The organism is Pricia sp. (assembly GCF_041745955.1).
GTDB lineage: Bacteria > Bacteroidota > Bacteroidia > Flavobacteriales > Flavobacteriaceae > Pricia.
Genome location: NZ_JBGTHY010000532.1, coordinates 1 through 25,912, shown reverse-complemented (window position 1 = coordinate 25,912; position 25,912 = coordinate 1). Strand labels below are relative to the sequence as shown.

Below are 25,912 nucleotides of genomic sequence, written 5' to 3'. Positions count from 1 at the left end.
AAAAAGTATTTTAGCCTTGGCACTGGCAACCCTCTTGACTTTCGTGCTGGCAGCCCAAGAACCGACCGTAACCGAACATCTCGGCCATAGCCATTACGCCGAACACGATTCGGTGGCCGGACACAAACTGCTATTCCCTTCCAAGACCCCTGACCGTATCATAGCGAACCTGACCCCTGATCCCGCACATAGTTTTGCGGTCAACTGGCGTACCGAGCAGCAAATATCCCAAGGGGTCGTAGAAATTGCCGTGGCGACCGATGGCCCCGAATTCTTGCTAGGTGACGTACGTAAGATCGATGCGGAGACAGAACTTTTCGAAAACCAAAATAAAAACGAGCCTTTGGTGAAAGCGGCCTATCATTCGGTCGTAGTGTCCGATTTAAAACCACGAACTACCTATGTCTACAGGGTCGGGAACGGTTCGGAAGATACTAACCATTGGAGCGAATGGTTTCAGTTGACCACTGCGGGAACCGATATGGAAGAACCTTTCAGTTTTATCTATTTCGGGGATGCCCAGAACAATGTAAAATCGCTGTGGTCCAGGGTCGTTCGAAGTTCTTATAGGCAATTCCCGGAAGTGGATTTTATGTTGCACGCAGGCGATCTTATCAATGATAGGGATGCCAACCTGGAATGGGGCGAATGGTTCTATGCGGGCAGTTTTATCCACGCCACCGTTCCTAGCATGATGACGCCTGGCAACCACGAGTATCGCGACGGGGTATTGTCCTCATTATGGCGGCCCCAGTTCACGCTGCCCGAAAACGGACCTATCGACGCATTGAAAGAAACCTGCTATGCGCTGGATTATCAAAACATGAAACTGATATCGATCGATGCCGAAGGTTTCGATGAAAGTCCGGAAGCGCGAGAGGCCCAAGTAAAATGGCTGGAGTCCGTATTAAGCGCCAACACCAAAAAATGGACGGCTATCACGATGCACTATCCGATTTTCTCCACCGCCGAGGGCAGGGACAATAAGGAGTTAAGGGAGGCCTTAAAGCCCATTATCGACAAATATAAGGTCGATCTGGTGTTGCAGGGTCATGACCATACCTATGCCAGAGGCTATGTAAAGAACGAGGGCAAGGGCCTTACCGTAGTAAAGGATGCCGGAACAGTATACGCCGTATCGGTAAGCGGGCCGAAAATGTATGAATCGAAAGACCGGGATTGGATGGTTCGAAGAGGTGAGTTTACCCAACTCTTCCAAATAATTACGGTTTCTAAGGATACCCTTACCTATGGTGCGTACACCCCCACAGGAAATCTCTACGACGCCTTTGAAATCATCAAGAAAAACGGTAAAAAGCGGTTGGTCAACAAAGTGCCCAATAGCCCGACCCGGTTAAAAAAGGATTTTGTCAAGGAGTAATACGTGGTGCCGGGCAACCCCCCGATTTATCATAGGCTTTGTCGCTCTCACAGTGCATCGCGCAGTACAAATGGCCAATTCCGTTGCCTTTACGGCTTTATTTTCGGAGGTGTTATACTTCTATCATAAGACCATTTTTATTTCTGCGGATGACATGAAAAACAGGCTTCGACAGTTGTCAAAAAGCGATCTAAAAAAAAATAGGGCACTTTAACTTTAGCTTAACCCTGAATTAGTTAACTTTTTAGGTTAATTTGCCTATGTTTATCGTTAATTTGAAATCACGAACAAATAAGATAGTAGTATTATGGGAAGACCTGCCACAAAACCGACGGAACTTCGCGATGGATATTATATTGAAGTCCGCAATAAAAACCAGAAATCAGGAATCAAGATTGTTAGGGAAACCAAACAGCAATTGATAATGGCCATTGAAGAATATAAAAAGACCAAAGATGTAACCGTTCTAGGAAAATTGAAGAACGGTAAAATGGAACCTATACCTGGGCTCTCAACCTAGGAAAACAGGGAAAGGTCACTACCCTGACTTTACAAAAGTAAAAATAAACCGATAGTCGTTACGACTATCGGTTTATTTTTTTATAGTATCGTATTTCCCTCATTAAATTCTGCAAAACACACTACATTTGGTAGGATAATCGACAAAGTATGAACTTAAAGGATGGCGTAAAGACCGCCGAGAACAAGGTATCGTCGGAGGCCAAGAAATTGGGCGAACTTGTGAGGGACGCAAGCAAGTCCTTGGTGGATCGGTTAGAATCGTATGAGGATATTATCAACCTTGAAGTCGGCGATACGGGATTGCAGCGGGCAAAAACTTTGGAGCGGGAGTTCGATATACGCCAGCTGTTCGTAAAATATGAGGGCGACAACCCGACCGGTACCCAAAAGGACCGAATCGCCTTCGCCCAGATATACGATGCCCTAAGGCGCGAATTCGATGCTGTGGTCTTGGCGACCTGTGGAAATTATGGGGTTGCCATGGCCTTAGCGGCGAATTTGGCGGGCATACGCTGCAAGATCTATATTCCCGAAAGCTATCATACCGAACGCATTTCGGAGATGGTAGGTTTGCAGGCCGAAATTATCAGGCTGCCCGGCAGTTATGAAGACGTAGTGAAGCAGAGCAGTGAACTGGCCAAGGAAAACGGATGGTACGATGCCAACCCCGGGGGCGCCAACACGCCATTACAGATTTCTGCCTACTCACAGATTGCCGTCGAGATCTTCGAGGAACTGGGCGATGCGCCCGAATACTGCGCCGTACCGGTATCGAACGGCACTTTGTTCGCGGGCATCTATCGCGGTTTCGTAAGTTTGTACAAAAGGGGAAAAACCTCGCGCATCCCCAAAATGATTGCGGCCTCGTCGAGCCGGAAAAATCCTATCGTTCAATCGTTTCTTCAAGGTTTGGATCATTGTAGGGATTTGGACCCAGAGGCGATAAAGGAAACCAAATACAACGAGCCCCTGATCAATTGGCACAGTTTCGACGGGGAGGAAGCCCTGTATGCGTTGCGGGAATCCAATGGACAGGCGTTCAACATCAGCGATAAAAAGTTACGGGAAATGACCTCTCTCTTGGCGAAAAAGGAAGGCTTTCGAATACTACCGGCAGCAACGGCCGGACTGATAGCATTGTTGGAACTGGATGAAAAAATGAATTTCGAACCGGGCCGCTTTGTAGTGGTCTTGACGGCGAAAAATTAGGATAAAGCACAATCGATTAAAATAAACGGACATTTAACATGAAAAAAGCAATTGATGGAAAGGCGCTGGTATATTGCGAAGGTGCCTTTAATACCCCTAACGGAAAAACGGCCCACGGGCTTGTGCGTTTCACCGAACGCTACGAAATTGTAGGCGTTCTCGATAGCAAATATGCGGGACAGGATGCGGGAAAAGTCCTGGATGGAAAGCCTAACGGAATATTAATTTTTGAAGATCTGGATTCCGCCATCGAAAAGCTTACGGCTAGCGACAATTCCCCCAAAAGCTTGGTAATCGGCCTTGCCCCTGACGGCGGACGATTGCCGAACGCGGCCAAATCCGTCATTAAAAAAGCCTTGGAAATGGGCTGGAACGTCGATAGCGGCCTGCACGATTTCTTGACCAACGATGCGGTGCTGAACCAGATTGCCGCAGAGAACAACTGCCGCATCCGGGATGTTCGGAAGACACCCGACCGCGATAAGCTCCATTTTTTCACCGGGGAAATCGAAAAGGTCAATTGCCTAAAGCTGGCCGTACTTGGTACGGACTCCGCTTTGGGAAAACGTACTACCGCTTGGCTATTGGTACACGGATTCCAAAAAGCCGGGTTAAAAGCGGAAATGATCGGCACCGGCCAGACCGCTTGGATGCACGGCGCCAAATACAGTATGGTGATGGACAGCTGCATCAACGACTTCGTCTCGGGCGAGATCGAACATGCCGTTGTAAGTGCCTATACGAACGAGCAACCCGATGTCATCGTCATTGAGGGGCAGGGCAGTTTAATGAATCCCGCCTATCCCGGGGGGTTCGAGATCCTCGCGGCGGGCCGACCTGATTATGTAATCTTACAGCACGCCCCGAAAAGGCTGGAATATGATGGATTCCCCGGCTATAAAATGCATTCCTTGAAAGAACAGATCAACGCCATCGAGGTTATTTCCGGTAAAAAAGTAATCGCCATTACCGTAAACCATGAAGATATGGCCGACGATGAAATTTTGGAGGCCTGCAAACAGATTACCCTGGAAACAAAACTGCCGGCATTCGACGTCCTCAAATATGGCGTAGACGGGTTGATTGAAATTTTGAAGGAGCAATTATGAAAATCACCAAAGTATCCTATGAACGTCTTGACCTAAAACTTTCCGAACCCTACAGTATTGCCTACGAAACGATAGGCAAAACCACCAATTTTATAGTTAAGGTAGAGACCGATAGCTTTTTGGTCGGTTATGGCTGTGGCGCACCCGATAAAACGGTTACCGGAGAAAATCCTGCAGAAGTTGAAGAGGCGATCAAAAATGTCATCTCTTCCTATTTGATCGGAAAAGACCCTTTTACCTATGCCCTTGTACTAAAGGAACTGAAAATTATTCTCGGTAGAAAGTCATCATCGTTGGCCATGGTAGATATGGCCCTGTACGACCTGATATCAAAAAAGGCCGATGTGCCCCTGTATAAGTTTTTAGGAGGATATCGAACCAGCATTGCCACGAGTATTACCATCGGAATTCTTCCTGTCAATGAAACTTTGCGGCAGGCCGATGAATTTGTGCGGCAAGGATTTTCGATTTTAAAGGTAAAAGGAGGTCTCAGCCTGCTCGAGGACATCGAAAAAATGACCCGGCTCCATGAAAGACATCCCCAAGTGCGCCTTCGTTTTGACGGTAACCAAGGCTATTCGGTCATCGATTCCGTAACTTTCGTGAAAGCCACGGCCCATGTCGGCATCGAAATTTTCGAGCAGCCTACAAAACTGGAAAAGGAAGAGCGCCTAAGGCAGGTGACCGATCAGGTCGATATTCCCGTAATGGCCGATGAAAGTATCAAAACGCTCAGGGATGTATTTCGCCTGGCGCAGAACGAACGCATCGATATGGTCAATATCAAATTGATGAAGGTCGGGGGAATTCTAGAGGGCATGCACATCAATTCCGTAGCCAAGGCCGCCGGTCTTGAAAGCATGATCGGCTGTAACGACGAATGTGCCTTGGGAATTGCGGCAGGTCTCCATTTCGCCCTCTCGCGCCCCAACATTCATTTCGCCGACCTCGACGGGCACTTAGATGTGGTCGATGATCCTTTTAAAGGTATTTTCCGGTTGGAAAAAGGCGTATTGTATCCGACTGGGGCGTCCGGGTTAGGGGAGGTTAAAATGAATTGAAAGCCAGATGATCAAATTATCCCAATGCCGACCGCAATCCCAACGGCCAACTTCTTACTTTCCACCACTTTCCTTGATAGAAACATCCCTTCGAAACGGAATAAACAGCGGATCGACATCTTCGGTTTCGCCGATTACGGTAGCTATTTCCCTTTTAAGATAGTTCAGGTGCGCAATGGTCAAGCGATCGGTCATAACAGGTAGGGTGCGCTTGATTTTCCCTTGTAGGGTCAAGAGATTATCCAGGGCCAACGAGCGTACATCGGTGTTAACGGTGTAGCCTTCCGAAAGTTTGGCCAAGATGCCTTCGACCATACCATCCGCCTCGTCGGGCTTGTACAGGGTAATGAGGTTCGATACATATGATTTTTGGAGTTTTCTGCGATAGGCATTGGTCTGATAAAACACGTTCATGTCGCCCCAGACGACTTGGGCAAGGTCGTCCATATAAGCTTCGGGGGTATATGGGTCTTCATCCTCATAGCGCTCGGCGATAAAGGTCATACGGCTCAGTCGGCTGCCCCCGAGCAGGTTCAGCATGACACTTTCCATCGTTTTGGTGACCGCTTCCTTGGATTGTGGGGATTGAATGGCGTTCAGGATATCGTTGCGCAACAACCATTTGGGCTCTTTGAATATATAGTCGTTAAGGAAAACGAGCGCCTGTTTTTGCGTCATTTGATCCACGGGGCGATATACTTGACCTTCCTCGCCCATGGTCTTGGGGGTAACATAAATACCTCCGATATTCTGTGCCACGTGAAAGACGTAGTCTTTGTATTGATCGACGAGGTCTTTATATACCTGGTCTAGATTGGCATAATCGTCACTATTGTTTTCCTTCGTCCATTTTTTTAGGAAAGGGGCTATGCGCTGTAGATTGAGAATACCGTACATGCTGGCCTGCATGGCGTCGTCGCCTAGATCCTCGGTCTGCGAGCGGGGATCAAAATCACGGCCCTCACCGCCGAACCAAAGTCTTGGGTTGTTCGAAACACTATCCACGACCATTTGGCTCAGCAGTTCTTTTTCTTCGGACAGACTTACTTCTTTTGGAAAACGGGAATAGCCCCATTGAATGGCCCATTTATCATAATCGCCGATACGCGGCATCAAGTCTTCGGTAGGAATGCTGTCTTCGGGCTGTGCGACGTAGTTGAAACGCGCATAATCCATAATAGAACTGGTGTGCCCATTCTTTTTAAGCCAAACGGGGTTCCGTAGATTTTCTACCGGGGTGGCCGAACTGGCGCCCATGTTGTGGCGTAGCCCCAAGGTGTGTCCGACCTCATGTGAGGCGACAAAACGGATCAGATTGCCCATTAGTCCGGTCTCGAATTCCATTTTCTGGGCACGTTCGTCGACGGCACCTGCCTGCACCATGTACCAACTGTGCAATAGGCTCATCAGGTTGTGGTACCAGCCGATATGGCTTTCCAATATCTCACCGCTTCGGGGATCTACGATGTTCGGCCCATAGGCGTTTTTAGAAGGGGAGGCAAAATACCGCAATACCGAAAAACGCGAATCTTCCAAACTCATCTTAGGGTCGTTTTCCGGCCATTCCACACCGATAATGGCATTTTTGAAACCGGCCTGTTCAAAGGCGACGCGCCAGTCGTTGATGCCTTGAATGAGATACGGCCGCCATTTTTTAGGGGTTGCCGGATCGATATAATATACGATCGGCTTTTTGGGTTCTACCAATTCGCCACGTTGCCATTTTAGGGAGTCTTCGGGCTTGGGTTCCAAACGCCATCTGTGGATGTACGTATTGCGGTCCACTTTTTGCTGGTCGTCGCCATACTCCAGATATGAACTGGCGAAATAGCCCACCCGGGCATCATACAATCTTTTTTGCATGGGTTTTTCAGGAAGCAGAATGAAGGAATTGTTGATTTCCAAGGTAACTACACCGGCTAAAATGGCCGCGGGAAGTTCTTTACGCTTGTCAGATCCGGCTTTGGCCTTGTAGGTCTTTACCGTCTTGATTTCCGTGTTCATCGGAAATGAATGGATAGCCTTGATATACGACTTGTTTTTCTCCAAAGACATCAGTTTATAGTCGTCTTTATGATCGTTGCCCAAGGCCAGCAAAGGATTTTCCCCATTTATAAAATCGGTAACATCGATAACAGAGGAAGTCTTATCATCATTGTTCGCCTTGATATCGAAAGCCTCTAAAATTGGAGTAATATTGGCGTTGTTTACGGCTTTTGATATGGCGTCATCCTCATTGGCGGCACTGACCAAAGTAGCGATCCGCAGAAAGATGTTCTCGGTCGGCCCTTTCTCAAAAATTATGGTATTTTCCGAAATTTTTTCCCCGCCGTAATTGCTTGCGCCCGAAGGCGTTTTTATAAACCGGGTCACTACCAGCATTTCGCGGTTCAGCAGACTGTCGGGTATCTCAAAATAAAACTTGTCCCCAACCTTGTGCACGTCGAACAGGCCTTTTTGGGTAACCGCCTTCTCGTTAATCAGCTTATCATACGTCTTTGAGCTGCCGAGCGCAAGGCCGTCGACGTTGTCCTTATTGTCCGATTTGCCAGCAATGCCCAAGACGCTGCAAGAGCTTGCCAACAGAAGTATTCCTAAATATGTGAAAAACTGCTTCATATAAGTAGCGAACGTTTCAATTGTTTATTTAGTATGGATTTGGTCGGATAAACCGTGTATTTAACAGAATATCGCACAAGTAACGGTCGATTATGGCGGTATTTGTTTGATGACGCCGGTAATGTAACGTTCAGGACAACTAACGTCAAGAGCAATATACAATTCTAGATAATGGGAATCAATAGAAAAAGAACAAAAACCCTAAAATTTCACCTTCTATTAAGAATCATTGTCCATTTTTGGTCAATTCAAAATCCCCTTTTAACATAGTTATCACATTGATAAGCGAGCGAATAGTGTGGTAATTGACTTTCCAGACCTGCGCCTTCGCCGCTTTTTTGGCTTCGGCGTCGGTATCGAGACCTTCGGGGTACCATCCGCCATGTTCGTGGTCGATAAGATAGCTGTCAATATACTGCCATTGTTTTTCAAAAAGTGTTTCGTAGTGTTTTTCTTCGGGATGCAATTGCGCCATAAGCAATAGGGAGTTCAGTGCCTCAGCTTCGGCCCACCAGACTTTTGCCCGGTTTTCGATGCTACGTTTACCGGATGGATCCCAGTAATAACCCCCATCGTAAAAACCTCCGTTTTGTTCGTCCCAGCCCCATTCCAGGGCGTGGTCGACCATTTTTTTCGCCTTTTGGGCGGTAAGGCTATCGTTTTTTCTTCCCAGAATATGGGAGGCTTCGAGCATCAGAAAAGCGGTCTCCACGTCATGGCCGAAGGAAACATGGTCCAAATAAAAATGTTCTTTCCGATAGGTTTCCGAAGAATCCCGAAGGGATACGGGCGTCCAATCCCTTTCCAAATGCAGGGTCAGATATCCCTTATCTGTGATAATGGTATCACGAATCAAGAGCAGTATTTCTTCCAACCGCTTTTTCAAGAGCGAATCGGGCCAAACACCGTACAATGCGGTAAAGCTTTCCAAAAGATGGATGGAGGAGTTCTGGTCTTTCCAGTCCTTTCGTATAAAATTATCGTAGTTTTTGTCGTTTTCGGTTATGTCGAGCATCCAGGAGCCGTCCTGTTGCAGTACGTCGAAATAGCCGCCGTATACGGAATCGTGGGCGTGTTCCTCCAGCCAATAAAACGTTTTTTTGGCGAGATCAAGGGCGTATGTATCCTTCGAAACCTGATAATATTTGGCGAGACCGTAGATGGCGAAGGAATTGGCATACGTACTTTTTCCCGTGGATAATACCTCTAATGAATCCCCGTCAATACCTAGCAGGGTATGGAAACCGCCATTTTCGCTGTCCCACATTTCATCCCTCAAGAACCGATAGCCGTGCGCCGCGATTTCCTGGTATGTACCATCCTTAGAATACAAAGCCAGTTCGGAAGCCGTCCATATATGCCGGGCCTGACTGACGAGCATTTTATCCTGGTCACCTTTTTTATCCCATTTATAATCAAAATCCGACCAAAATCCCCCGTTGATCGTGTCGATAGTTTTGGGATACCAGACGCTGACCAGCTCCTCTAAAGAAGCCTCGATTTGGGGGAGAAGCTGTTCTGAGGATATATTCGGATTCTCTTGCTGTTTACAGGAGACCATAACCAACAAGAAAACCAGTGGTAGAAACGGACACAATTTCGGGATTTTCGATAGTCGCTCCATTAAGGATGCTTATATTTGCTTCTTGTTTAACACCTCATAAGGGCTTGGGGTCTAGAAACGTAAATCAAAAGCCTAAAGCTACTTAAAATTTCAATAGGATACATCGTATCGAAAACCAACGTTCTCAAAGTTTAATCATCGTATCATAATCATTACCGCCCCCAATGCCGTCAGCACCAAGATCATTTTCCGATAGAAATCGTCTTTGATGATTTTGATCAAGCGTACACCGACCAGCATTCCTAAAAGAATACCCGGCACCAGTTTTAAATTGAAGAGCAGGGTGTCGGCATTGATGGTTTCCCAAACAAAAATATGAAAGGGCAGTTTGATGAGGTTGATTATCAAGAAAAGCCAGGCCGCCGTGCCGATGAACTCGTTTTTTTTCACCCGCATGGCCAAGAAATACAGGTTGCTGAACGGTCCGCCCAAGTTGCCGATCATAGTAGTAATACCGGCAAGTGTACCAACGAGCCCCGCAAAGGCCCAATGGGTGGGTACGGAGGTCGATTTCCGGCGGTCCCACCAGTACATCATGGCGACGCTTACCAGAATGATGGCGGCCATATAGATTTTGAAAACACCTTCATCAAGATCGTTCCCTAAATAGACCCCCAACAGAATACCTACTATGACCCAAGGTAAAAAACGGACGATATACCACCAATTGGCATGACGATTATAATAGACCACGGCGATAAGATCGCCCACGATCAACAGAGGGACGACGATACCGGTCGATGCCTTGGCCTCGAATGCCAGTGCCATCAGGGTCACATTGACGATGGCGATACCCTTGATTCCGGCTTTTGAGAGACCGACGATAAAGGCTGCCGTGATGGCAAATGCCCATGCGGTGATAGAAATATCGAAAGTTTCGGCTAAAAACAATAATGAGGATTAACAGTTGGAAGGCAAAAGTATCCTAAAAAATAATATCTTTAGAAATTGTTAAACAGTAAAAACAATCCTGAGTGTAATTCTGCCACTGGCGGATTCAAGGTTTACTTCAGTTTTTGTTTTGAACCTTAATTTTTCTCAACCACAAACTACGATCAACCAAATGGAATTATCTACACTCGATTACAGTTTTATCATCGTATTCTTTTCTATAGTCCTAGGAATCGGAATTTATGTGTCGAAAAAATCGGGAAAGGATTCAACGGAGTTCTTTCTTTCTGGGCGAAATATGCCTTGGTGGTTGTTGGGCATCTCAATGGTAGCCACTACCTTCTCGACCGACACGCCGAATTTGGTCACGGATATCGTTCGTACCCACGGAGTTTCGGGCAACTGGGTCTGGTGGGCTTTTTTGTTAACGGGACTTTTGACCGTTTTCATTTATGCCAAACTGTGGCGTAGATCGAATGTCAACACCGATCTTGAATTTTATGAAATGCGTTATGGCGGGAAGGTTGCGAGTTTTTTAAGAAAATTTAGAGCAGTTTATCTAGGCGCCTTGTTAAACATCATCACCATGGCCTCGGTAACTTTGGCGGCAATTAAAATTGGCGGTATCATGTTGGGTCTTGAACCTTGGGTAACAGTTGTAAGTGCAGGTTTGATAACCGTAACATTTAGTGCTTTGGGAGGCTTTAAGGGTGTGGTTTATACCGATTTTCTGCTATTCTTCGTGGCTATGTCCGGTGCGATAGGTGCGGCGTATTATTTGGTAAATATTCCAGAAGTTGGCGGTATTGAAGCATTAATGGCTAACGACGTTGTAGCATCTAAGTTGGATATTCTTCCTGATTTTAGTGACAGGAAGTCGTTGATCATGCTTTTTATTATTCCGTTGGCGGTGCAATGGTGGAGTTCTTGGTATCCGGGTTCCGAGCCAGGTGGCGGAGGGTATATCGCACAGCGGATGCTGGCCTCAAAAAATGAGAACCACGCCATTGGAGCCACATTCTTCTACAATATTATGCATTATGCATTACGTCCATGGCCGTGGATTTTGGTCGCTTTGGCGTCATTGGTCGTCTATCCCGATATTGCCAGTATTCAAGAGGCATTTCCCAATATGGCAGAAAGTAAATTAGGTCATGACTTGGCCTACTCCGCCATGTTGACCAAATTGCCCAGTGGTTTATTGGGGGTGGTATTGGCTTCGTTGATAGCAGCCTACATGAGTACGATATCTACCCAATTGAATTGGGGATCATCTTATATCGTGTTTGATTTTTACAAACAACAAATTAATCCGAACGCCTCGGAAAAGCAACTTGTGTTGGTAGGAAGAATTTCGACTGCGGCCCTAATGATTTTAAGTGCCATTTTAGCCCTAGCTCTGGAAAATGCTTTGCAGATATTCGAAATTTTGCTGATTTTCGGGGCGGGTACAGGGCTATTATTTCTTTTACGCTGGTTTTGGTGGCGTATTAATGCTTGGAGCGAGATAGCGGCAATGTTTGGATCCCTAATAGTAACATTTTTACTTAAACTAACTCCTTTTGGAGAATTTCTGTTCAATGCAGAAACAGGATTTTTTCCGGATTGGTATGAATATCCATTCGTAGTTTTAGTGGTAACAATTATTTGGATGTCGGTTATGTTTCTAACGCAACCAGAATCTAAAGAAACACTTAGATCTTTCTATAAAAGAATACAACCCGGCGGCCCCGGCTGGTCAAAAGTGGTGAACGAAGCAAAAGCGGATGGCGAAGTCATCGTCAAGGACGAAAAATGGAGCGTCCCTCAAGGTATCACCGCCATGTTATTGGGCTGTGTACTGATCTATTCCATCATGTTCGCAACAGGGTATTGGATTTATGGTCGTACCACACCTGCGCTCATATTGACAGGTGTAGCCATTGTCTCGGCATTCTTGCTGATCAAGGCGTGGAACAGAATGAAAGAGGATATATTATGAAAGACCGCATCCTCTCCGTAGACATCTTCCGGGGCATGACCATCGTGCTGATGATATTGGTCAATACGCCCGGTACTTGGGCCGCGGTATTCCCGCCGTTCAGGCATGCGGAGTGGCACGGGTATACGCCCACGGATCTCGTATTCCCGTTCTTTTTGTTTATTGTGGGCACTTCGATCGCCTTCGCTTATAAGAATAAAACGGTCGATGCCGGCACCTATAAAAAAATAATCATCCGAACTTTAAAACTGATCGGACTGGGCCTCTTTCTCGGTGCCTTTACGCTAACTTTTCCTTTTATAAAGGATTTTGCCGACATTCGATTTCCGGGCGTGCTTCAAAGAATCGGGGTGGTGTTCTTTTTTGCGTCCATCCTCTTTATCAACTGTAATTGGAAGACCTTGATCGGAATTTCGGTAATTTTATTACTAGGATATTGGATTTTAATGGGATTTGTTCCCGTAAACGGAATGGAATCCACTTTCGACCGCGCCCCGAACAATTTGGCCAACTATTTGGATGTTCAGGTATTCGGCACCCATAACTACAAAGAAGATTACGACCCCGAAGGTTTGCTCAGTACCATTCCATCTATCGTTAGCGCGTTACTGGGAATTTTTACGGGATTGATCTTGACCTCGAAACAGCCCAAAAAAGCGACCATTCTCATGGGTCTGGGAGGTTCGTTATTGATTCTTGGATACATTTGGGATGTGGTCTTCCCCATCAACAAAGCCTTGTGGACGAGCAGTTTTGTGCTCGTCACCGCCGGATGGGCCAATCTCGTTTTGGCACTCATTTACTACCTGACCGATGTAAAGGAAATACCGTTCGGAAGCATTTTCCGCTATGCCGGGGCCAATGCCATTATACTCTATTTTCTATCCAGTTTTATATCGAAAATAATGGGCATGATCAAGGTCGATGGCGACAACTCCCTGCACGGCTGGCTTTTCGACACGGTTTATGTGCACGATTTTATGTCGCTTCAGCTCTCTTCTTTGCTATATGCGCTTACCGTGGTTGCGTTTTACTGTGGACTGGCCTATGTGCTGTACAAGCGGAAGATTTTTATCAAAGTATAGCCAGTCCCAATTTGAATCCATGAAAAAATACGACGTAATCGTTGTCGGCGCGGGCAGTGCCGGGCTGGGAAGTTCGGGTGTCGCTAATGTCCTCGGATTAAAAACGCTGCTCATAGAAAAAGATGCCGATAACTTCGGAGGCGATTGCACTAACTTCGGATGTGTGCCGAGCAAGGCCCTGATCCATATTGCCAAGCAGTTCCACCAAGCGAAATCCGCCGAACGATTCGGACTCAAAACCACCGGCAAGGCCGATATGGGAAGTATTTTGGATCACATCCACCAAATGCAAACCTTTATCAAACAGACAGAGGATGCCGAGGCTTTACGCAAAAAAGGCATCGACGTGGTTATTGGGAAGGCCGTTTTTGATTCAAGGAATACCATAAAGGTGAACGACGAGACCTACACCGCGCGCATCATTCTACTCTGCACGGGTTCCTCGCCCAGAAAGCTTGATATCGAGGGGATGGATTCCATACAGGTCTACACCAACGAAACCATCTTCTTTGACTGTCGTGAACTGCCGGAAAATTTCGTTGTCATCGGTGGCGGCCCCATCGGTTGCGAACTGGGGCAGGCATTTTCCCGATTAGGGTCAAAAGTGACGATTGTAAATCGGGGAGACCGATTGCTTACTAAAGAACCCGAAATAGTTTCCGATATTTTGGAAACACGTTTTACGGAAGAGGGCATCCAAATCTTGAACAATGCCGAGGTTGAGTCTTTTAAGGATGGAAAAGCCCGTATCGCATCCAAAGAAAACGAAATTCTTGAAATACCTTGTGCCGCGGTCTTGCTTTCCGTTGGAAGATCGGTCAACACAAAAGGGATGAATTTCGATGCTGCGGGAATCGAACTGACCGAAAATGGAAACATAAATGTCAACGAATATCTGCAAAGCACGAACAAAAGGGTTTATGTCATCGGTGATGCCGCTGGAAGCTATATGTTCTCGCACGGCGCCGAAAAAATGGTGCGGCAGCTCTGGCGGAATCTGCTGATACCAATTTTCAAGAAGAAAAATACTTGGAACGACCTCAGTTGGGTCACCTTTACCGATCCCCAAGTGGCCCATTTCGGACTTACGGAAGAAAAGCTTGAAGAACAGGGCATCGGATACATCCGCCAAGACCAAGGTTTCGGGCATGACGATAGGGCCATCGTAGAGGAGTACACCTATGGGCGAATGTCTTTTTGGCTCGACGATAGTAGTAGTGTAGGCGGCAAAAAAATCCTTTCCGGTAGTATGATCGCGCCCCATGCCGGTGAGCTGGTCCAAGAATTGGAATTGGCCAAACATGCCGGCATTCCCATAAGCGTATTGAACGACCGGATATATCCATATCCTGTTGCCGCACGTATCAACCAAAAAACGATACGAGGGGTCATGGAAAAAACAAGAAAACCTTGGAAGCTGAAACTGGCGCGGATGGCGTTTCGGTGGTTACATTGAGGATCGATGTAAACCGCCCTGGGCGGAGGTCAGCAGCGGTTTCCCGAATGCCCACATAACGAATTTAGGAAAAATGTCGGCCCAGGTAGGCAAGTCATGTTTTCCTCCCAAAACTTCTTCATAGACTATAGCTCCGGGATATGGGTAGCCCTTGGCCCGGAGTTCCTTGATAACATCCAAGGTATCGTCAATCGAATCAATGACCCCATTGTTGTTCCGGTCGGCTTTCTCGTCCTCGGTACCCGTTTGCAACCAGAATTTCAGATGTGGCGCACCTTTGCCGTTTTTGATGACATCGAGCAGGATGCGGCTTCGGTCGGCAACATCCTTTTTTACATAGGCTTTTTTGCGCCACCAGAACGAGCCGCTGAAAACACCTATTTTGCCGAAGAGGTCAGAATGCCGATAGGCGATATCGAAGGCGGACAATCCCCCTAAAGACATACCGCAGTACACCCAGTCCTTTTTATCCGAAGAAACCTTGAACTCCTTTATTAAAAAGGGCATAAACTCTTCGATAACGAATTTGGAATACTCGAGGGCCCTGCCGCCGCGTCCCTTAAAATCGGCCGTTGTGGCGGTGCCGTATTCGCGAATACGGTTTTCGTTGCATTCCAGGCCTATATATACGAACGGGCGCACCGCCTTCGAGGCATAGGCTTCCGAAAAGGTTTTCTCGAGCTTCATGGCCGTAAAATCCTGTCCGTCGTTCATTAAAAGCACGGGAAATCTATGGGTCGCGGCCCAATAATCCGCAGGCGCCATAAAACGGAAGGTCACGATACGGTCTAAGTATTTTGAAAAGAAACGGCCTTTTGCGCCGATAAAGTCAAATTGAAATCGCATAAAAATGGGTAAGGGGCTGCAAGTATAACGAATCCGCAAAGTATTCGTGTACCGTCTTGGTTAATTATTTACTTTTGCCGGCTTAATTCCTTGGAGGATAGCATATTTAGTTTATATTTATGACATGGCGAAAATCGAGCATATACCCTATTATTCGAACACCCTGGGGCGCAACATCAACGTTGAAGTGACCGGGCATTGGGGGCATCCGATAGTGATGTTTCCTTCTTCTGGCGGGCAATATACCCAAAACACCGATTTCGGGCTTACGGGGGCGGTGATGCAGTTTGTCGAAGCGGGGCGTATCAAGCTTTACAATGTGGAAACTTTGGATATGCTTTCATTCTATCACAACCATATGATCACCGAAGAAAAAATCCATAATTATGAATTGTACATGCAATTTTTGCGGAACGAAATGATTCCGTATATTCAGGGCGAATGCAATACCCACCGTGTTGCAGTTGCGGGGGTAAGTTTCGGCGGCTTTCACGCGGCCAATACCGCCTTTCGTTTTCCGGACCTGGTTTCACATTTGATCGCCATGAGCGGGGCCTTTAATATTAGGGGTATGGCGCAGCTTTCAGACGACATGCGTATTTATTACAACTGTCCCGATGAATTTATGCAGCATGAAGAGGGATGGAAATACGACCACATGCAGATAGTATTGGGTACGTCGGATTGGGATATCTGTAGGGACAAAAATTTGCACATGTCCGGTATTTTGAACGCCAAGGGCATCGACCACTGGTACGACGAAAAAAAATGGACGCCGCACGACTGGCCGCTTTGGAAAATGATGTTTCCGGAGTATATTGATAGGTTTTTTTGAGTGGACTCAATATTTAACCTTAAACCAATTTATCTAAAACGATTAAAATAACATAAAGATTCCCGCCAGAGCTTGTGCTGAGCGCAGTCGAAGCGCGGGAATGACAAATACAAATTAAATATTATGGCAAAAAAAGTAGGTATTATTTTCGGTCAGGAAGACACATTTCCCTGGGCATTTATTGACAAAGTGAACGAATTGGGTAATGGCAAAGTAGTTGCCGAGCCTGTTCAGATCGATAAGGTACAACAGGGTATCGATTACGGGTACCATGTAATCCTCGACCGGATGTCGCAAGGCGTTCCTTTTTACCGTTCGTATGTAAAAAATGCGGCCCTCATGGGTACGGCGGTTATCAACAATCCGTTTTGGTTCAGTGCCGACGAGAAATTTTTTAACAATTGTCTGGCCATGGAACTTGGTGTTCCCGTACCGAAGACCGTGTTATTGCCTTCAAATGCAAGGCCTGACGACACAAGCGAAAAATCGTTTCGAAACTTGGTGGGTCCGTTGGACTGGGATTATATCTTTAATTATATCGGATTTCCCGCATACATGAAACCCTTTGATGGCGGTGGATGGAAAGACGTATATAAGGTAGAAAATGCAGATGCGCTCTTCGCAAGCCATGCCCAAACCGGCCAATTGGTCATGATGCTACAGGAAGAAATCATTTTTGACGATTACTTCCGCGTATATTGTCTTGGTCAAAAATACGTACACATTATGCCTTATGACCCTAGAAAACCGTTTCATGAGCGATACGTGAGTGAAATCAAGGCCACGGGCGAGGAACGGAAGAAACTTTTGAAAACCATACACGACTATACCCTAAAACTCAATAAGGCGCTCGGCTATGATTTTAACACCGTAGAATTTGCAGTTAGGGACGGAATACCGTACGCCATCGATTTCTGCAACCCCGCTCCCGATGCGGATCTACATTCCGTCGGACAAGAGAATTTTGACTGGATCGTTGAGCATTCCGCCAAATATGCGATTGAAAAGGCAAATGCCCACAAGGCGAAACAGAACAACACCTCTTGGGGCGGTTTTGTCAAGAATTCGATTGCGCCCGAAGCCCCGAAAAGAGGCAAGGTCAATCTGAAAACTGCCGACGAGGTTAAAAAATCCAGTGCTGCGAAGAAAAAGGCGGCTGTCACCAAGAAAAAAGCGGAATCCGATAAAAAAATGGCACCGGTCAAAGAAGCTCCCGTCAAAGCGAAAACGCCGGCAAAGTCAAAAGTTACTGCGAAAGCGAAGGCTCCGGCCAAAGCCAAATCACCGGCCCCTGCCAAGGTGGAGGCAATGGCCAAGGCAAAAGCCCCTGCAAAGGGCAATACCCCTAAAAGACCAAAACCCGGTGCGACCAAGAAATCACCGGCGAAGGCATCTCCTAAAAAGAGCAAATAAGCAATCCGATAAACTAAACCACCATCATGCATACATTCACGCTGGGAGTAGAGGAAGAATTTCAGGTTTTGGACAGCGATACGTTCAAGCTACGTTCACAGATGTCGAAAATCATCGATGGAGGTAAGGTATTGCTGCAAGAACGTATCAAGGAGGAAATGCACCAGTCGATGATCGAAATGGGAACCAATGTGTGCGAGAACATACATCAGGTGAGGGACGAGGTTTCGTATCTTAGGCAACAAATAATCAAACTTGCCGATGATGAAGGTCTCAAAGTGGCCGCTTCGGGTACGCACCCTAGCTCATTTTGGCACGAACAACTGATTACCTCAAAACCCCGGTACGACGAAATCGTTGAAGAAATGAAAGACGTTGCCCGCGGCAACCTGATTTTCGGAATGCACGTACACGTTGCCATTCCCAGTCGTGATGAGGGCCTTGAGATAATGAATGTAGCCCGGTATTTTTTACCGCATCTCTACGCCCTTTCTACGAACAGTCCGTTTTGGGAGGGGCGTGAAACCGGCTTCAAGTCTTTCCGGAGCAAGGTGTTCGATAAGTTTCCCAGAACGGGTATTCCCCCATTTTTTAGCAGTGTGGCCGAATATGACAAGTTCGTAGAGATTCTGGTGCGTACGAAATGTCTCGACAATGCGAAGAAAATTTGGTGGGACATTCGCTTGCACCCATTCTATCCAACTATAGAGTTCCGGATCTGTGACGTTGTAATGACCGTCGATGAGGTGACCTGTATCGCCGCATTGATGCAGTGTATCGTGGCCAAGCTGTACAAACTGCACAAAAAGAACCAGACATTTAAAAACTATCGCCGCCTGCTCTTGAACGAGAACAAGTGGCGTGCCGCAAGATGGGGAGTGGAAGCCAAATTGATAGATTTCGGTAAAGAAGAGGAAGTACCCTTTGCCCAGTTGATGAACGAGCTGTTAGAATTTATCGATGACGTAGTAGATGATCTCGGATGCCGTAGCGAAGTGAACTACGTGTACCAAATACTGGAGCAGGGATCTGGCGCCGATAGACAACTCAAAGTGTTCGAAGAAACCGGCGATTTGTGCGAAGTAGCTAAATACGTTGTGCAGCAGACGAGGAAGGGGCTTTAAGATTCCAGCTTGAACACAAGATGTTTTCTATAATAACTTGCGCTGCCCGGGCGGCGGGGCAAGCTCGCAATGACGATTAATAAGAAAAATGGGTACCAAACAAAGAATTGCCATATTAGATCTGAACGCTGGTGAGCCCAATGAGGGCATGCGGTGTCTAAAAATGCTGGCAGTCCAGTTTTTGGCACAAGAAGGTAGGGAAGGCCATTACGAAGTTTTCGAAGTAAGAATTAACGGTGAAATCCCACTTTTGGAGGATTTTGATATTTACCTATCCTCCGGTGGGCCGGGGTCACCCATGGTCACGGAAGCAGCATGGGAGTACAAATATTTTGGCTTTTTGGATGCCCTGCTGTTGCACAATCTGTCAAAGCCCGATAAAAAACATCTTTTTTTAATTTGTCATTCCTTTCAGCTAGCCTGTGTGCATTGGGATCTCGCCAAGGTCACCAAGCGCCGCTCTACCTCCTTTGGAATTTATCCTATCTTTAAGACCAATAGCGGGGAGCATGAAATCTTACTTGAAGGGCTGGCCAATCCCTTTTACGCCGTTGATTCGAGAGATTATCAAGTCGTCGGCCCCTCGGAATGGAAACTCGATACCTTGGAAGGGAAAGTGTTATGTAGGGAAAAAGTACGCTCCCATGTGCCTTTGGAGAGAGCTGTTATGGCCATTCGGTTCAGTAGGGAAATATTTGGAGTGCAATTTCACCCCGAGGCAGATTCCGAAGGAATGCTGCGCCACTTTAAGAAGGAGGAAAAACGGAACGCCATCATTAAAAAACACGGCAAACGAAAATACCTCAATATGTTAGAGCAATTGGTAGACGATGAAAAGATCATGAAAACCAATCTGACCATTATCCCCAACTTTTTACGGTTGGCAGCCGAAGCCATAGATGCACAAAAATTACAGTCGGCATGATACCAGAAATCCGGGAAAAATTCAATAGGGAATTCAAGCAGGAATACTACGAAAACCTGTTGGGGCATATTGAGGATACCTATTCGGAGCCCAGTGCTTTCAGAATTTCCGAAACGCCCGTTTTTATTGATGCAACCCTCAAAAAGGATGTTTTTTCGGCGTGTGATGCCATCATAGAACAGCTTTGGCAAATCGACTTCCGGAAAATCCGGGATAGATTTATTCCCAAAGAATTACAATCACCACTTCCGATGGGCAACCCCGATTTTTTGGCCATTGATTTCGGACTTTGTGATGACGGTAAGGGCGGTATAACCCCTCAGCTTATCGAACTACAGGCGTTTCCGACCCTGTTCTTTTACCAGCCCTTTTTGGGAAAGGCGTTCCGCAAATGCTATCCAAACCTTCCCAAAGAGGGGTTGGATTATTATTTCAGCGGTCTGAACGAAGAAAGTTATGTGAACGAAATCAAGGAAGTCATCCTCGGGAACGAAAAACCTGAAAATGTCATTCTTTTAGAGCTCTTTCCCGAAAAGCAAAAGACACGCATCGATTTCTGGGCCACCAAAAAGGCCCTGGGCATCGAAGTCGTCTGTATGACCAAGGTCATTAAGGAGGATAAAAAGCTGTTCTACGAAAAGGACGGTCAAAAAACGCCCATCCACAGAATTTATAATCGGGTTATTTTTGACGAACTGCAACGTATCGAAAACCTTGATATCGCTTTCAACCTGCACGACGAACTTGATGTGCGGTGGGTCACACACCCCGATTGGTTCTTCGTGATCTCTAAGTGTATCATGCCGCTTTTGAAGCACAGGAACATACCGGCATCCTATTATCTGAGCGACTACCCCAAAGACCTTGATTTGGGCAACTTTGTGTTAAAACCGCTATTCTCTTTTGCAGGTCAGGGCGTAAACCTGCATCCTGATAAGGCTACTATTGATAAAATAGAGGACAAACAGAACTATATTCTTCAGCAAAAGGTGAAGTATTCGCCGGTGGTCAAGACCAACACGGCGAAAAACTCAAAGGTCGAGCTCCGCATGCTATATGTCTGGAACAAGGAAGAAGGTCGATTGAAGCCGGTAATCAACCTGACCCGGATGAGCAAAGGTGAAATGATTAATGTTTCGCATCAAGTCGATGAGACCTGGATCGGATCGTCTATCAGTTTTTTTGAGGATTGAAAACCTATTTTCCCATCAACTTTGCCACATACTTTCCGATCACATCAAACTCCAAATTCACGACCGTTCCCACATTATAAGTATTGAATCGGGTATGTTCATAGGTGTAGGGGATAATGGCCACACGAAACGAATTGGCGTCGGAATCTACTACGGTAAGACTAGTCCCATCAATGGTAATCGAGCCTTTTTCGATGGTTGGGTTACCTGTAGAAGCATCGTACCCAAAGCGAAAGACCCAGCTTCCGTTTTCCTCCTCGATGGCATTACAGATCCCGGTCTGATCAACATGGCCCAGAACGATATGCCCGTCCAGACGACTTCCCAAAATCATGGCACGCTCCAGATTGACCTTCTCGCCGACCTTGAGCCGGCCAAGGTTCGTTTTCTTTAGGGTTTCGGAAATGGCGGTCACGGTATATGTGTTTCCCCCAACGGAAACGACGGTTAGACAGACCCCGTTATGCGCCACGCTCTGATCTATTTTCAGTTCTGGTGCCAAAACCGATTTTAGGCTGATGTTTAGGTTGCCTCCATCCCTTTCCAAGTGCTGAACTTCCCCCAAGGTTTCGATGATTCCTGTAAACATGTTCCGTCTAAATTAACTAGATTTGCAGCCATTGCAATTCCGTAAAGGTAAAAAATATCATGCAGGAAGACGGTAAAATAAAATTGGGCATTTCTATTGGTGATCTGAACGGTATCGGATGCGAGGTCGTGCTCAAGACCTTTGAGGATTCCCGGATGTTGGATTTCTGTACCCCTATAATCTTTGCCTCCAACAAGACACTTTCCTTTCAGCAAAAAGAGCTGGGCATCGATATCAAATACAACGGTGTTCAAGAAGCATCAAATGCCATTGACGGAAAAGTCAATGTAGTAAACGTTTGGAAAGAAATTCCCGATGTCAAGTTCGGCGAAGCCACCGAAGAAGGGGGGCAATACGCCCTAAAATCATTACGGGCGGCCGTAGACGCCTTGAAAAACGGCGACATCGATGCCTTGGTCACCGCGCCTATCAACAAGAATAATATTCAAACGGAGGACTTTAAGTTTCCAGGCCATACCGATTTTCTGGCGCAAGAGCTAGAAGGAGAGAGCCTGATGTTCATGGTCGCTGAAGGATTGAAAGTGGGCCTTCTTACCGACCATGTAGCCGTTAAGGACGTGTCATCGGCCATCAATCCGATCTTGATCCGCAGCAAGGTCAGGACCATCGAAAAATCCCTTCGGATGGACTTTGGCGTCCGTGCGCCCAAAGTGGCTCTTTTGGGCATCAATCCACACAGCGGAGATAACGGTGTTATCGGCAAGGAAGACGATGAGGTGCTCAAACCGATTATCAAAGAAATGTCGGATGCCGGTCATTTGGTCTTTGGCCCCTATTCGGCCGATAGTTTTTTTGGTTCTGACAATTATAAAAATTTCGATGCGATTTTGGCCGCATATCACGACCAAGGTTTGATTCCCTTTAAAACGTTATCCTTTGGGAAAGGCGTGAACTTTACTGCGGGCCTTTCGAAAGTCCGCACCTCGCCGGATCATGGCACGGCTTACGAGATTGCCGGCAAGGGCAGGGCCGACCACAGCTCTTTCAAGGAGGCGGTCTTTATGGCCCTTTCCATTTTTAAGAACAGGCAAGAATATCAGGAACTGACCGAGAACCCGTTGCAACGGCAGAGGGTTCGACGGTAGTGCCAAAAATCTGTTTGGCTTTTATGAAAATAATAGTATCTTTGCGCCCGCCTTTGTACTCGGCAGGAGCATAATAGGCATACGGTTTTATTAAAATTTGTGTTGAGATGATAAAGCAAAAGGAGTTTAACATTCCTTTCTCGGGTTTAAAGCAAGGAAAACACAACTTTGAATACAAAATCGACAATGCGTTCTTTGAATCTTTTGGTTATGATGAGTTCAACGCGGCCAATATCGTTCTGAACGTTTCCTTAAAAAAAATGACTACCATGCTCGAATTTGAGATGGAGGCTACCGGTACGGTAAACGTAGATTGCGATTTGACCAGTGAATCGTATGACCAACCCATTTCTGCCGAGTTGGAACTGGTGGTAAAATTCGGCGACGAATACAACGACGATGACGATGATATATTGATTGTTCCCCATGGGGCACATCAAGTCAATATTGCCCAGTATGTGTATGAAATGTTGGTTTTGGCCGTTCCATTGAAGCGCGTACACCCCGGGGTGCTTGATGGCAGCTTGCAATCGGAAGCTTTGAAAAGACTGGAAGAATTACAGCCCAAGGAAACAAAAGAAAACACAAACGAAAACGATCCCCGATGGGACGAATTAAAAAAACTTTTAACGGATAAATAAGTTACGATGGCACATCCCAAGAGAAAAATTTCGAAAACCAGAAGAGACAAGAGAAGAACCCACTATAAAGCGGTAGCCCCTACCTTGGCGACCGACCCTACGACCGGTGAAATGCACTTGTTCCATAGGGCGCACTGGCACGAAGGTAAGCTGTATTACAAAGGTCAGGTTTTAATCGATAAGATCGAAGAGGTCGAGGCGTAGGTCAATCGGCCACGCATCCTTAAAAATTTCAGGACTCCCGTGATCTAAACGGGAGTTTTTTTATGGATGGAACTTTTCTATTTTAATCCACGAAGTATACTTGCTGCAATAATTCATGGATATATGAAAGTTAAGGTATATTTGACTGCTCAACCATCAAAGCCCTGATTTAAATATCAAAAACACATGGTTTTTGGAATATTTTTCATGGAAAATGATTAATTTTCACGAGTTTTAAGGGATTTTCAAAGGATTTTAGATCAAACCGACTTTAAGATGGGTAGATTAACGGCAGCGATTACGGCTGTAGGGGGTTACGTGCCAAAATTTGTGCTGACCAATAAAATGCTGGAAGGTATGGTGGAGACCAACGATGAGTGGATCGTTACCAGGACCGGGATCAAGGAAAGGCGCATTTTAAAACCTGAAGAGGGCGAAGGTACTTCGTTCCTGGCCATAAAGGCCGCCGAAGACCTTATCCAAAGAAAGAACATAATCCCTGGGGAAATCGACTTGGTTATCGTAGCTACCGCTACCCCGGACAGCATGGTGGCTTCGACCGCCGCTTTCGTGGCCTCCGAAATAGGGGCGGGGAATGCCTTTGCCTACGACCTATTGGCCGCCTGTTCCAGTTTTCTTTTCGGGATGTCGACCGCGGCCAGCTATATTCAGTCTGGCAGATATAAGAAAGTGCTGCTGATCGGGGCGGATAAAATGTCGTCTATCATCGATTATACCGATCGTACTACTTGCATTATTTTTGGCGATGGTGCCGGAGCGGTACTTTTTGAGCCGAACGAAGAGGGGCTTGGTCTTCAGGATGAATATCTTAGGGCAGATGGCAACGGAAGAAAATATTTAGGCATGGATGCCGGCGGTTCTTTAATGCCGGCCACGGAAGAAACGGTCAAAAACAGAAAACATTTCATTTACCAAGACGGGAAAACGGTATTCAAGTTCGCCGTTTCAAATATGGCGGATGTGGCGGCGCGTATCATGCAGCAGAACGATCTAGATTATACCGACGTAGCTTGGTTGGTGCCCCATCAGGCCAATAAGCGGATTATCGACGCGACGGCCAACCGAATGGGCCTCGACAGTTCGAAAGTGATGACGAACATTGAACGTTACGGGAACACCACATCGGGAACCTTGCCCTTATTGTTGTCCGATTATGAAAAACAGCTGAAAAAAGGGGACAACCTTGTGTTTGCCGCTTTTGGCGGAGGCTTTACTTGGGGGTCGATATACTTGAAATGGGCGTATAATTAAAATAGAACAGAACAAAACCGATCCAACACTATAAAATTCAAATTCCATGGATATAAAAGAAATTCAAAGCCTAATCAAATTTGTAGCTAAATCAGGCGCCAGAGAGGTGAAATTAGAAATGGAAGACCTTAAGATCACCATTAAGACAGGTCCTGCAGAATCTGATCGTCACGAGCCAACCTACATCCAACAAATTCCCATGGGGCAGCCCCAGATGACGCAATCGGCATCGCAACCCGCACAGGCTGGGGAAGCGGCTGCTACTGAAACATCCAAGGAGGATAAAAAAGAGGACGAATCAAAATACATTACCATTAAATCGCCTATCATCGGCACCCTTTATCGAAAACCGTCCCCTGATAAAGACACTTTTGTCGAGGTCGGCACCGCCATTAAAAAGGGCGATGTGCTCTGCGTAATCGAGGCGATGAAGCTTTTCAACGATATCGAATCCGAGGTTTCGGGCAAAATCGTAAAAATACTGGTCGAGGATTCTTCTCCAGTAGAGTTTGATCAGCCTTTGTTTTTGGTTGATCCGTCCTAACGGGTAATCCCAAATCCCAAAGCGAGGTGTTGGAATTTGGTGCTTGGAATTTGGAATTTAAATTTTAGAACATGTTCAAAAAAATACTGATCGCGAATAGGGGGGAAATTGCGTTACGGGTCATCCGCACCTGTAAGGAGATGGGCATCAAAACGGTGGCGGTCTACTCCAAGGCCGATGAAGAGAGCCTGCACGTACGTTTTGCCGATGAGGCGGTCTGTATAGGTCCTGCGGCGAGTAGTGAATCCTACCTTAAAATCCCCAATATCATTGCGGCGGCGG

General features: G+C 46.4%; 24 protein-coding genes. 19 read left to right on the top strand and 5 right to left on the bottom strand.

Translation table 11 applies throughout. The annotated features are described in order from the left end of the window. The first annotated feature begins 7 nt into the window (after window positions 1–7). From ACEW8S_RS18965 to ACEW8S_RS18945, 5 genes are all read left to right on the top strand, one after another. Entirely contained in the window at window positions 8–1,381 is a 1,374-nt protein-coding gene (locus tag ACEW8S_RS18965; protein WP_373519675.1) for a fibronectin type III domain-containing protein, read from the top strand. Window positions 1,382–1,688: 307 nt separating this feature from the next. Beyond that, complete coding sequence (locus tag ACEW8S_RS18960; protein WP_373519674.1) at window positions 1,689–1,901, top strand: hypothetical protein; 213 nt, start codon at window positions 1,689–1,691, stop codon at window positions 1,899–1,901. 149 nt (window positions 1,902–2,050) lie between these two features. After that, window positions 2,051–3,112, top strand: a complete 1,062-nt coding sequence (locus tag ACEW8S_RS18955) for a pyridoxal-phosphate dependent enzyme (protein ID WP_373519673.1) — start codon at window positions 2,051–2,053, stop codon at window positions 3,110–3,112. Between the two features lie 38 nt (window positions 3,113–3,150). Next, a complete protein-coding gene (locus tag ACEW8S_RS18950; protein ID WP_373519672.1) occupies window positions 3,151–4,221 on the top strand; it encodes a DUF1611 domain-containing protein in 1,071 nt (356 codons plus the stop codon). Beyond that, window positions 4,218–5,282, top strand: coding sequence for a mandelate racemase/muconate lactonizing enzyme family protein (locus ACEW8S_RS18945; RefSeq protein ID WP_373519671.1), 1,065 nt, complete (start codon window positions 4,218–4,220; stop codon window positions 5,280–5,282). The genes ACEW8S_RS18950 and ACEW8S_RS18945 overlap by 4 nt, the downstream gene beginning before the upstream one ends. A gap of 54 nt (window positions 5,283–5,336) precedes the next feature. Here the strand turns inward: ACEW8S_RS18945 and ACEW8S_RS18940 are convergent, their stop codons facing one another. The 3 genes from ACEW8S_RS18940 to ACEW8S_RS18930 form a co-directional block, all read right to left on the bottom strand. Further along, window positions 5,337–7,901, bottom strand: a complete 2,565-nt coding sequence (locus ACEW8S_RS18940) for a zinc-dependent metalloprotease (protein WP_373519670.1) — start codon at window positions 7,899–7,901, stop codon at window positions 5,337–5,339. 226 nt (window positions 7,902–8,127) lie between these two features. After that, entirely contained in the window at window positions 8,128–9,525 is a 1,398-nt protein-coding gene (locus tag ACEW8S_RS18935) for an AGE family epimerase/isomerase (protein WP_373519669.1), read from the bottom strand. Window positions 9,526–9,660: 135 nt separating this feature from the next. Continuing rightward, window positions 9,661–10,416 (bottom strand): sulfite exporter TauE/SafE family protein, encoded by a 756-nt coding sequence (locus ACEW8S_RS18930; RefSeq protein WP_373519668.1) that lies wholly within the window; start codon window positions 10,414–10,416, stop codon window positions 9,661–9,663. Window positions 10,417–10,588: 172 nt separating this feature from the next. Here ACEW8S_RS18930 and ACEW8S_RS18925 point away from each other — a divergent pair, with 172 nt between their 5' ends. The 3 genes from ACEW8S_RS18925 to ACEW8S_RS18915 are packed head-to-tail and all read left to right on the top strand — an operon-like array spanning window position 10,589 to window position 14,938. Continuing rightward, window positions 10,589–12,397 carry a sodium:solute symporter family protein gene (locus ACEW8S_RS18925; protein WP_373519667.1) on the top strand — a complete coding sequence of 603 codons (1,809 nt, stop codon included), beginning with the start codon at window positions 10,589–10,591 and terminating at the stop codon, window positions 12,395–12,397. Further along, on the top strand, window positions 12,394–13,482 hold the full coding sequence (locus ACEW8S_RS18920) for an acyltransferase family protein (protein ID WP_373519666.1): 1,089 nt from the start codon (window positions 12,394–12,396) through the stop codon (window positions 13,480–13,482). The genes ACEW8S_RS18925 and ACEW8S_RS18920 overlap by 4 nt, the downstream gene beginning before the upstream one ends. A 19-nt stretch (window positions 13,483–13,501) precedes the next feature. Continuing rightward, window positions 13,502–14,938, top strand: coding sequence for an NAD(P)/FAD-dependent oxidoreductase (locus tag ACEW8S_RS18915; protein WP_373519665.1), 1,437 nt, complete (start codon window positions 13,502–13,504; stop codon window positions 14,936–14,938). Here the strand turns inward: ACEW8S_RS18915 and ACEW8S_RS18910 are convergent. Next, entirely contained in the window at window positions 14,930–15,784 is an 855-nt protein-coding gene (locus ACEW8S_RS18910; protein ID WP_373519664.1) for an alpha/beta hydrolase, read from the bottom strand. The two genes, ACEW8S_RS18915 and ACEW8S_RS18910, sit on opposite strands and share 9 nt — an antisense overlap. Window positions 15,785–15,908: 124 nt before the next feature. Here ACEW8S_RS18910 and ACEW8S_RS18905 point away from each other — a divergent pair, with 124 nt between their 5' ends. The 5 genes from ACEW8S_RS18905 to ACEW8S_RS18885 all read left to right on the top strand — a co-directional run bounded on the left by ACEW8S_RS18905 (window position 15,909) and on the right by ACEW8S_RS18885 (window position 21,274). Beyond that, the gene (locus ACEW8S_RS18905) at window positions 15,909–16,619 is read left to right on the top strand and encodes an alpha/beta hydrolase-fold protein (RefSeq protein WP_373519663.1); all 711 of its coding nucleotides are present in this window, start codon (window positions 15,909–15,911) and stop codon (window positions 16,617–16,619) included. Window positions 16,620–16,742: 123 nt separating this feature from the next. Continuing rightward, on the top strand, window positions 16,743–18,032 hold the full coding sequence (locus ACEW8S_RS18900) for a RimK family alpha-L-glutamate ligase (protein WP_373519662.1): 1,290 nt from the start codon (window positions 16,743–16,745) through the stop codon (window positions 18,030–18,032). 26 nt (window positions 18,033–18,058) lie between these two features. Then, window positions 18,059–19,156 carry a carboxylate-amine ligase gene (locus ACEW8S_RS18895; RefSeq protein ID WP_373519661.1) on the top strand — a complete coding sequence of 366 codons (1,098 nt, stop codon included), beginning with the start codon at window positions 18,059–18,061 and terminating at the stop codon, window positions 19,154–19,156. An 88-nt stretch (window positions 19,157–19,244) separates the two neighbouring features. Continuing rightward, the gene (locus ACEW8S_RS18890) at window positions 19,245–20,081 is read left to right on the top strand and encodes a type 1 glutamine amidotransferase (RefSeq protein ID WP_373519660.1); all 837 of its coding nucleotides are present in this window, start codon (window positions 19,245–19,247) and stop codon (window positions 20,079–20,081) included. Next, window positions 20,078–21,274 (top strand): hypothetical protein, encoded by a 1,197-nt coding sequence (locus tag ACEW8S_RS18885; RefSeq protein ID WP_373519659.1) that lies wholly within the window; start codon window positions 20,078–20,080, stop codon window positions 21,272–21,274. Before ACEW8S_RS18890 ends, ACEW8S_RS18885 begins: the two co-directional genes overlap by 4 nt. 4 nt (window positions 21,275–21,278) lie before the next feature. Here ACEW8S_RS18885 and ACEW8S_RS18880 read toward each other — a convergent pair whose 3' ends face one another. Beyond that, window positions 21,279–21,863, bottom strand: a complete 585-nt coding sequence (locus ACEW8S_RS18880; RefSeq protein ID WP_373519658.1) for a riboflavin synthase — start codon at window positions 21,861–21,863, stop codon at window positions 21,279–21,281. A gap of 59 nt (window positions 21,864–21,922) precedes the next feature. Between ACEW8S_RS18880 and pdxA the strand changes: the two genes are divergently transcribed. The 6 genes from pdxA to ACEW8S_RS18850 all read left to right on the top strand — a co-directional run. Beyond that, entirely contained in the window at window positions 21,923–22,969 is a 1,047-nt protein-coding gene (gene pdxA / locus ACEW8S_RS18875) for a 4-hydroxythreonine-4-phosphate dehydrogenase PdxA (protein WP_373519657.1), read from the top strand. Between the two features lie 107 nt (window positions 22,970–23,076). Further along, window positions 23,077–23,610 (top strand): DUF177 domain-containing protein, encoded by a 534-nt coding sequence (locus ACEW8S_RS18870; protein ID WP_373519656.1) that lies wholly within the window; start codon window positions 23,077–23,079, stop codon window positions 23,608–23,610. A gap of 6 nt (window positions 23,611–23,616) precedes the next feature. Continuing rightward, window positions 23,617–23,814 carry a 50S ribosomal protein L32 gene (rpmF, locus tag ACEW8S_RS18865; RefSeq protein WP_373519655.1) on the top strand — a complete coding sequence of 66 codons (198 nt, stop codon included), beginning with the start codon at window positions 23,617–23,619 and terminating at the stop codon, window positions 23,812–23,814. 276 nt (window positions 23,815–24,090) lie between these two features. Next, on the top strand, window positions 24,091–25,086 hold the full coding sequence (locus tag ACEW8S_RS18860; protein ID WP_373519654.1) for a beta-ketoacyl-ACP synthase III: 996 nt from the start codon (window positions 24,091–24,093) through the stop codon (window positions 25,084–25,086). A 46-nt stretch (window positions 25,087–25,132) separates the two neighbouring features. Then, window positions 25,133–25,630 carry an acetyl-CoA carboxylase biotin carboxyl carrier protein gene (gene accB, locus ACEW8S_RS18855; RefSeq protein ID WP_373519653.1) on the top strand — a complete coding sequence of 166 codons (498 nt, stop codon included), beginning with the start codon at window positions 25,133–25,135 and terminating at the stop codon, window positions 25,628–25,630. Window positions 25,631–25,701: 71 nt separating this feature from the next. Next, window positions 25,702–25,912: biotin carboxylase N-terminal domain-containing protein (locus ACEW8S_RS18850; RefSeq protein ID WP_373519652.1), on the top strand; the 211-nt coding region annotated here is incomplete at its 3' end.

Bases quoted from the DNA above. Each gene is read 5' to 3' on its own strand.
- ACEW8S_RS18860 (WP_373519654.1), top strand. From the start codon at position 24,091: ATGGGTAGATTAACGGCAGCGATTACGGCTGTAGGGGGTTACGTGCCA.
- ACEW8S_RS18920 (WP_373519666.1), top strand. From the start codon at position 12,394: ATGAAAGACCGCATCCTCTCCGTAGACATCTTCCGGGGCATGACCATC.
- ACEW8S_RS18895 (WP_373519661.1), top strand. From the start codon at position 18,059: ATGCATACATTCACGCTGGGAGTAGAGGAAGAATTTCAGGTTTTGGAC.
- ACEW8S_RS18945 (WP_373519671.1), top strand. From the start codon at position 4,218: ATGAAAATCACCAAAGTATCCTATGAACGTCTTGACCTAAAACTTTCC.
- accB (WP_373519653.1), top strand. From the start codon at position 25,133: ATGGATATAAAAGAAATTCAAAGCCTAATCAAATTTGTAGCTAAATCA.
- ACEW8S_RS18915 (WP_373519665.1), top strand. From the start codon at position 13,502: ATGAAAAAATACGACGTAATCGTTGTCGGCGCGGGCAGTGCCGGGCTG.
- pdxA (WP_373519657.1), top strand. From the start codon at position 21,923: ATGCAGGAAGACGGTAAAATAAAATTGGGCATTTCTATTGGTGATCTG.
- ACEW8S_RS18880 (WP_373519658.1), bottom strand. From the start codon at position 21,863: ATGTTTACAGGAATCATCGAAACCTTGGGGGAAGTTCAGCACTTGGAA.
- ACEW8S_RS18925 (WP_373519667.1), top strand. From the start codon at position 10,589: ATGGAATTATCTACACTCGATTACAGTTTTATCATCGTATTCTTTTCT.
- ACEW8S_RS18935 (WP_373519669.1), bottom strand. From the start codon at position 9,525: ATGGAGCGACTATCGAAAATCCCGAAATTGTGTCCGTTTCTACCACTG.
- ACEW8S_RS18900 (WP_373519662.1), top strand. From the start codon at position 16,743: ATGGCAAAAAAAGTAGGTATTATTTTCGGTCAGGAAGACACATTTCCC.
- ACEW8S_RS18950 (WP_373519672.1), top strand. From the start codon at position 3,151: ATGAAAAAAGCAATTGATGGAAAGGCGCTGGTATATTGCGAAGGTGCC.
- ACEW8S_RS18910 (WP_373519664.1), bottom strand. From the start codon at position 15,784: ATGCGATTTCAATTTGACTTTATCGGCGCAAAAGGCCGTTTCTTTTCA.
- ACEW8S_RS18885 (WP_373519659.1), top strand. From the start codon at position 20,078: ATGATACCAGAAATCCGGGAAAAATTCAATAGGGAATTCAAGCAGGAA.
- ACEW8S_RS18905 (WP_373519663.1), top strand. From the start codon at position 15,909: ATGGCGAAAATCGAGCATATACCCTATTATTCGAACACCCTGGGGCGC.
- ACEW8S_RS18940 (WP_373519670.1), bottom strand. From the start codon at position 7,901: ATGAAGCAGTTTTTCACATATTTAGGAATACTTCTGTTGGCAAGCTCT.
- ACEW8S_RS18890 (WP_373519660.1), top strand. From the start codon at position 19,245: ATGGGTACCAAACAAAGAATTGCCATATTAGATCTGAACGCTGGTGAG.
- ACEW8S_RS18955 (WP_373519673.1), top strand. From the start codon at position 2,051: ATGAACTTAAAGGATGGCGTAAAGACCGCCGAGAACAAGGTATCGTCG.
- ACEW8S_RS18870 (WP_373519656.1), top strand. From the start codon at position 23,077: ATGATAAAGCAAAAGGAGTTTAACATTCCTTTCTCGGGTTTAAAGCAA.
- rpmF (WP_373519655.1), top strand. From the start codon at position 23,617: ATGGCACATCCCAAGAGAAAAATTTCGAAAACCAGAAGAGACAAGAGA.
- ACEW8S_RS18960 (WP_373519674.1), top strand. From the start codon at position 1,689: ATGGGAAGACCTGCCACAAAACCGACGGAACTTCGCGATGGATATTAT.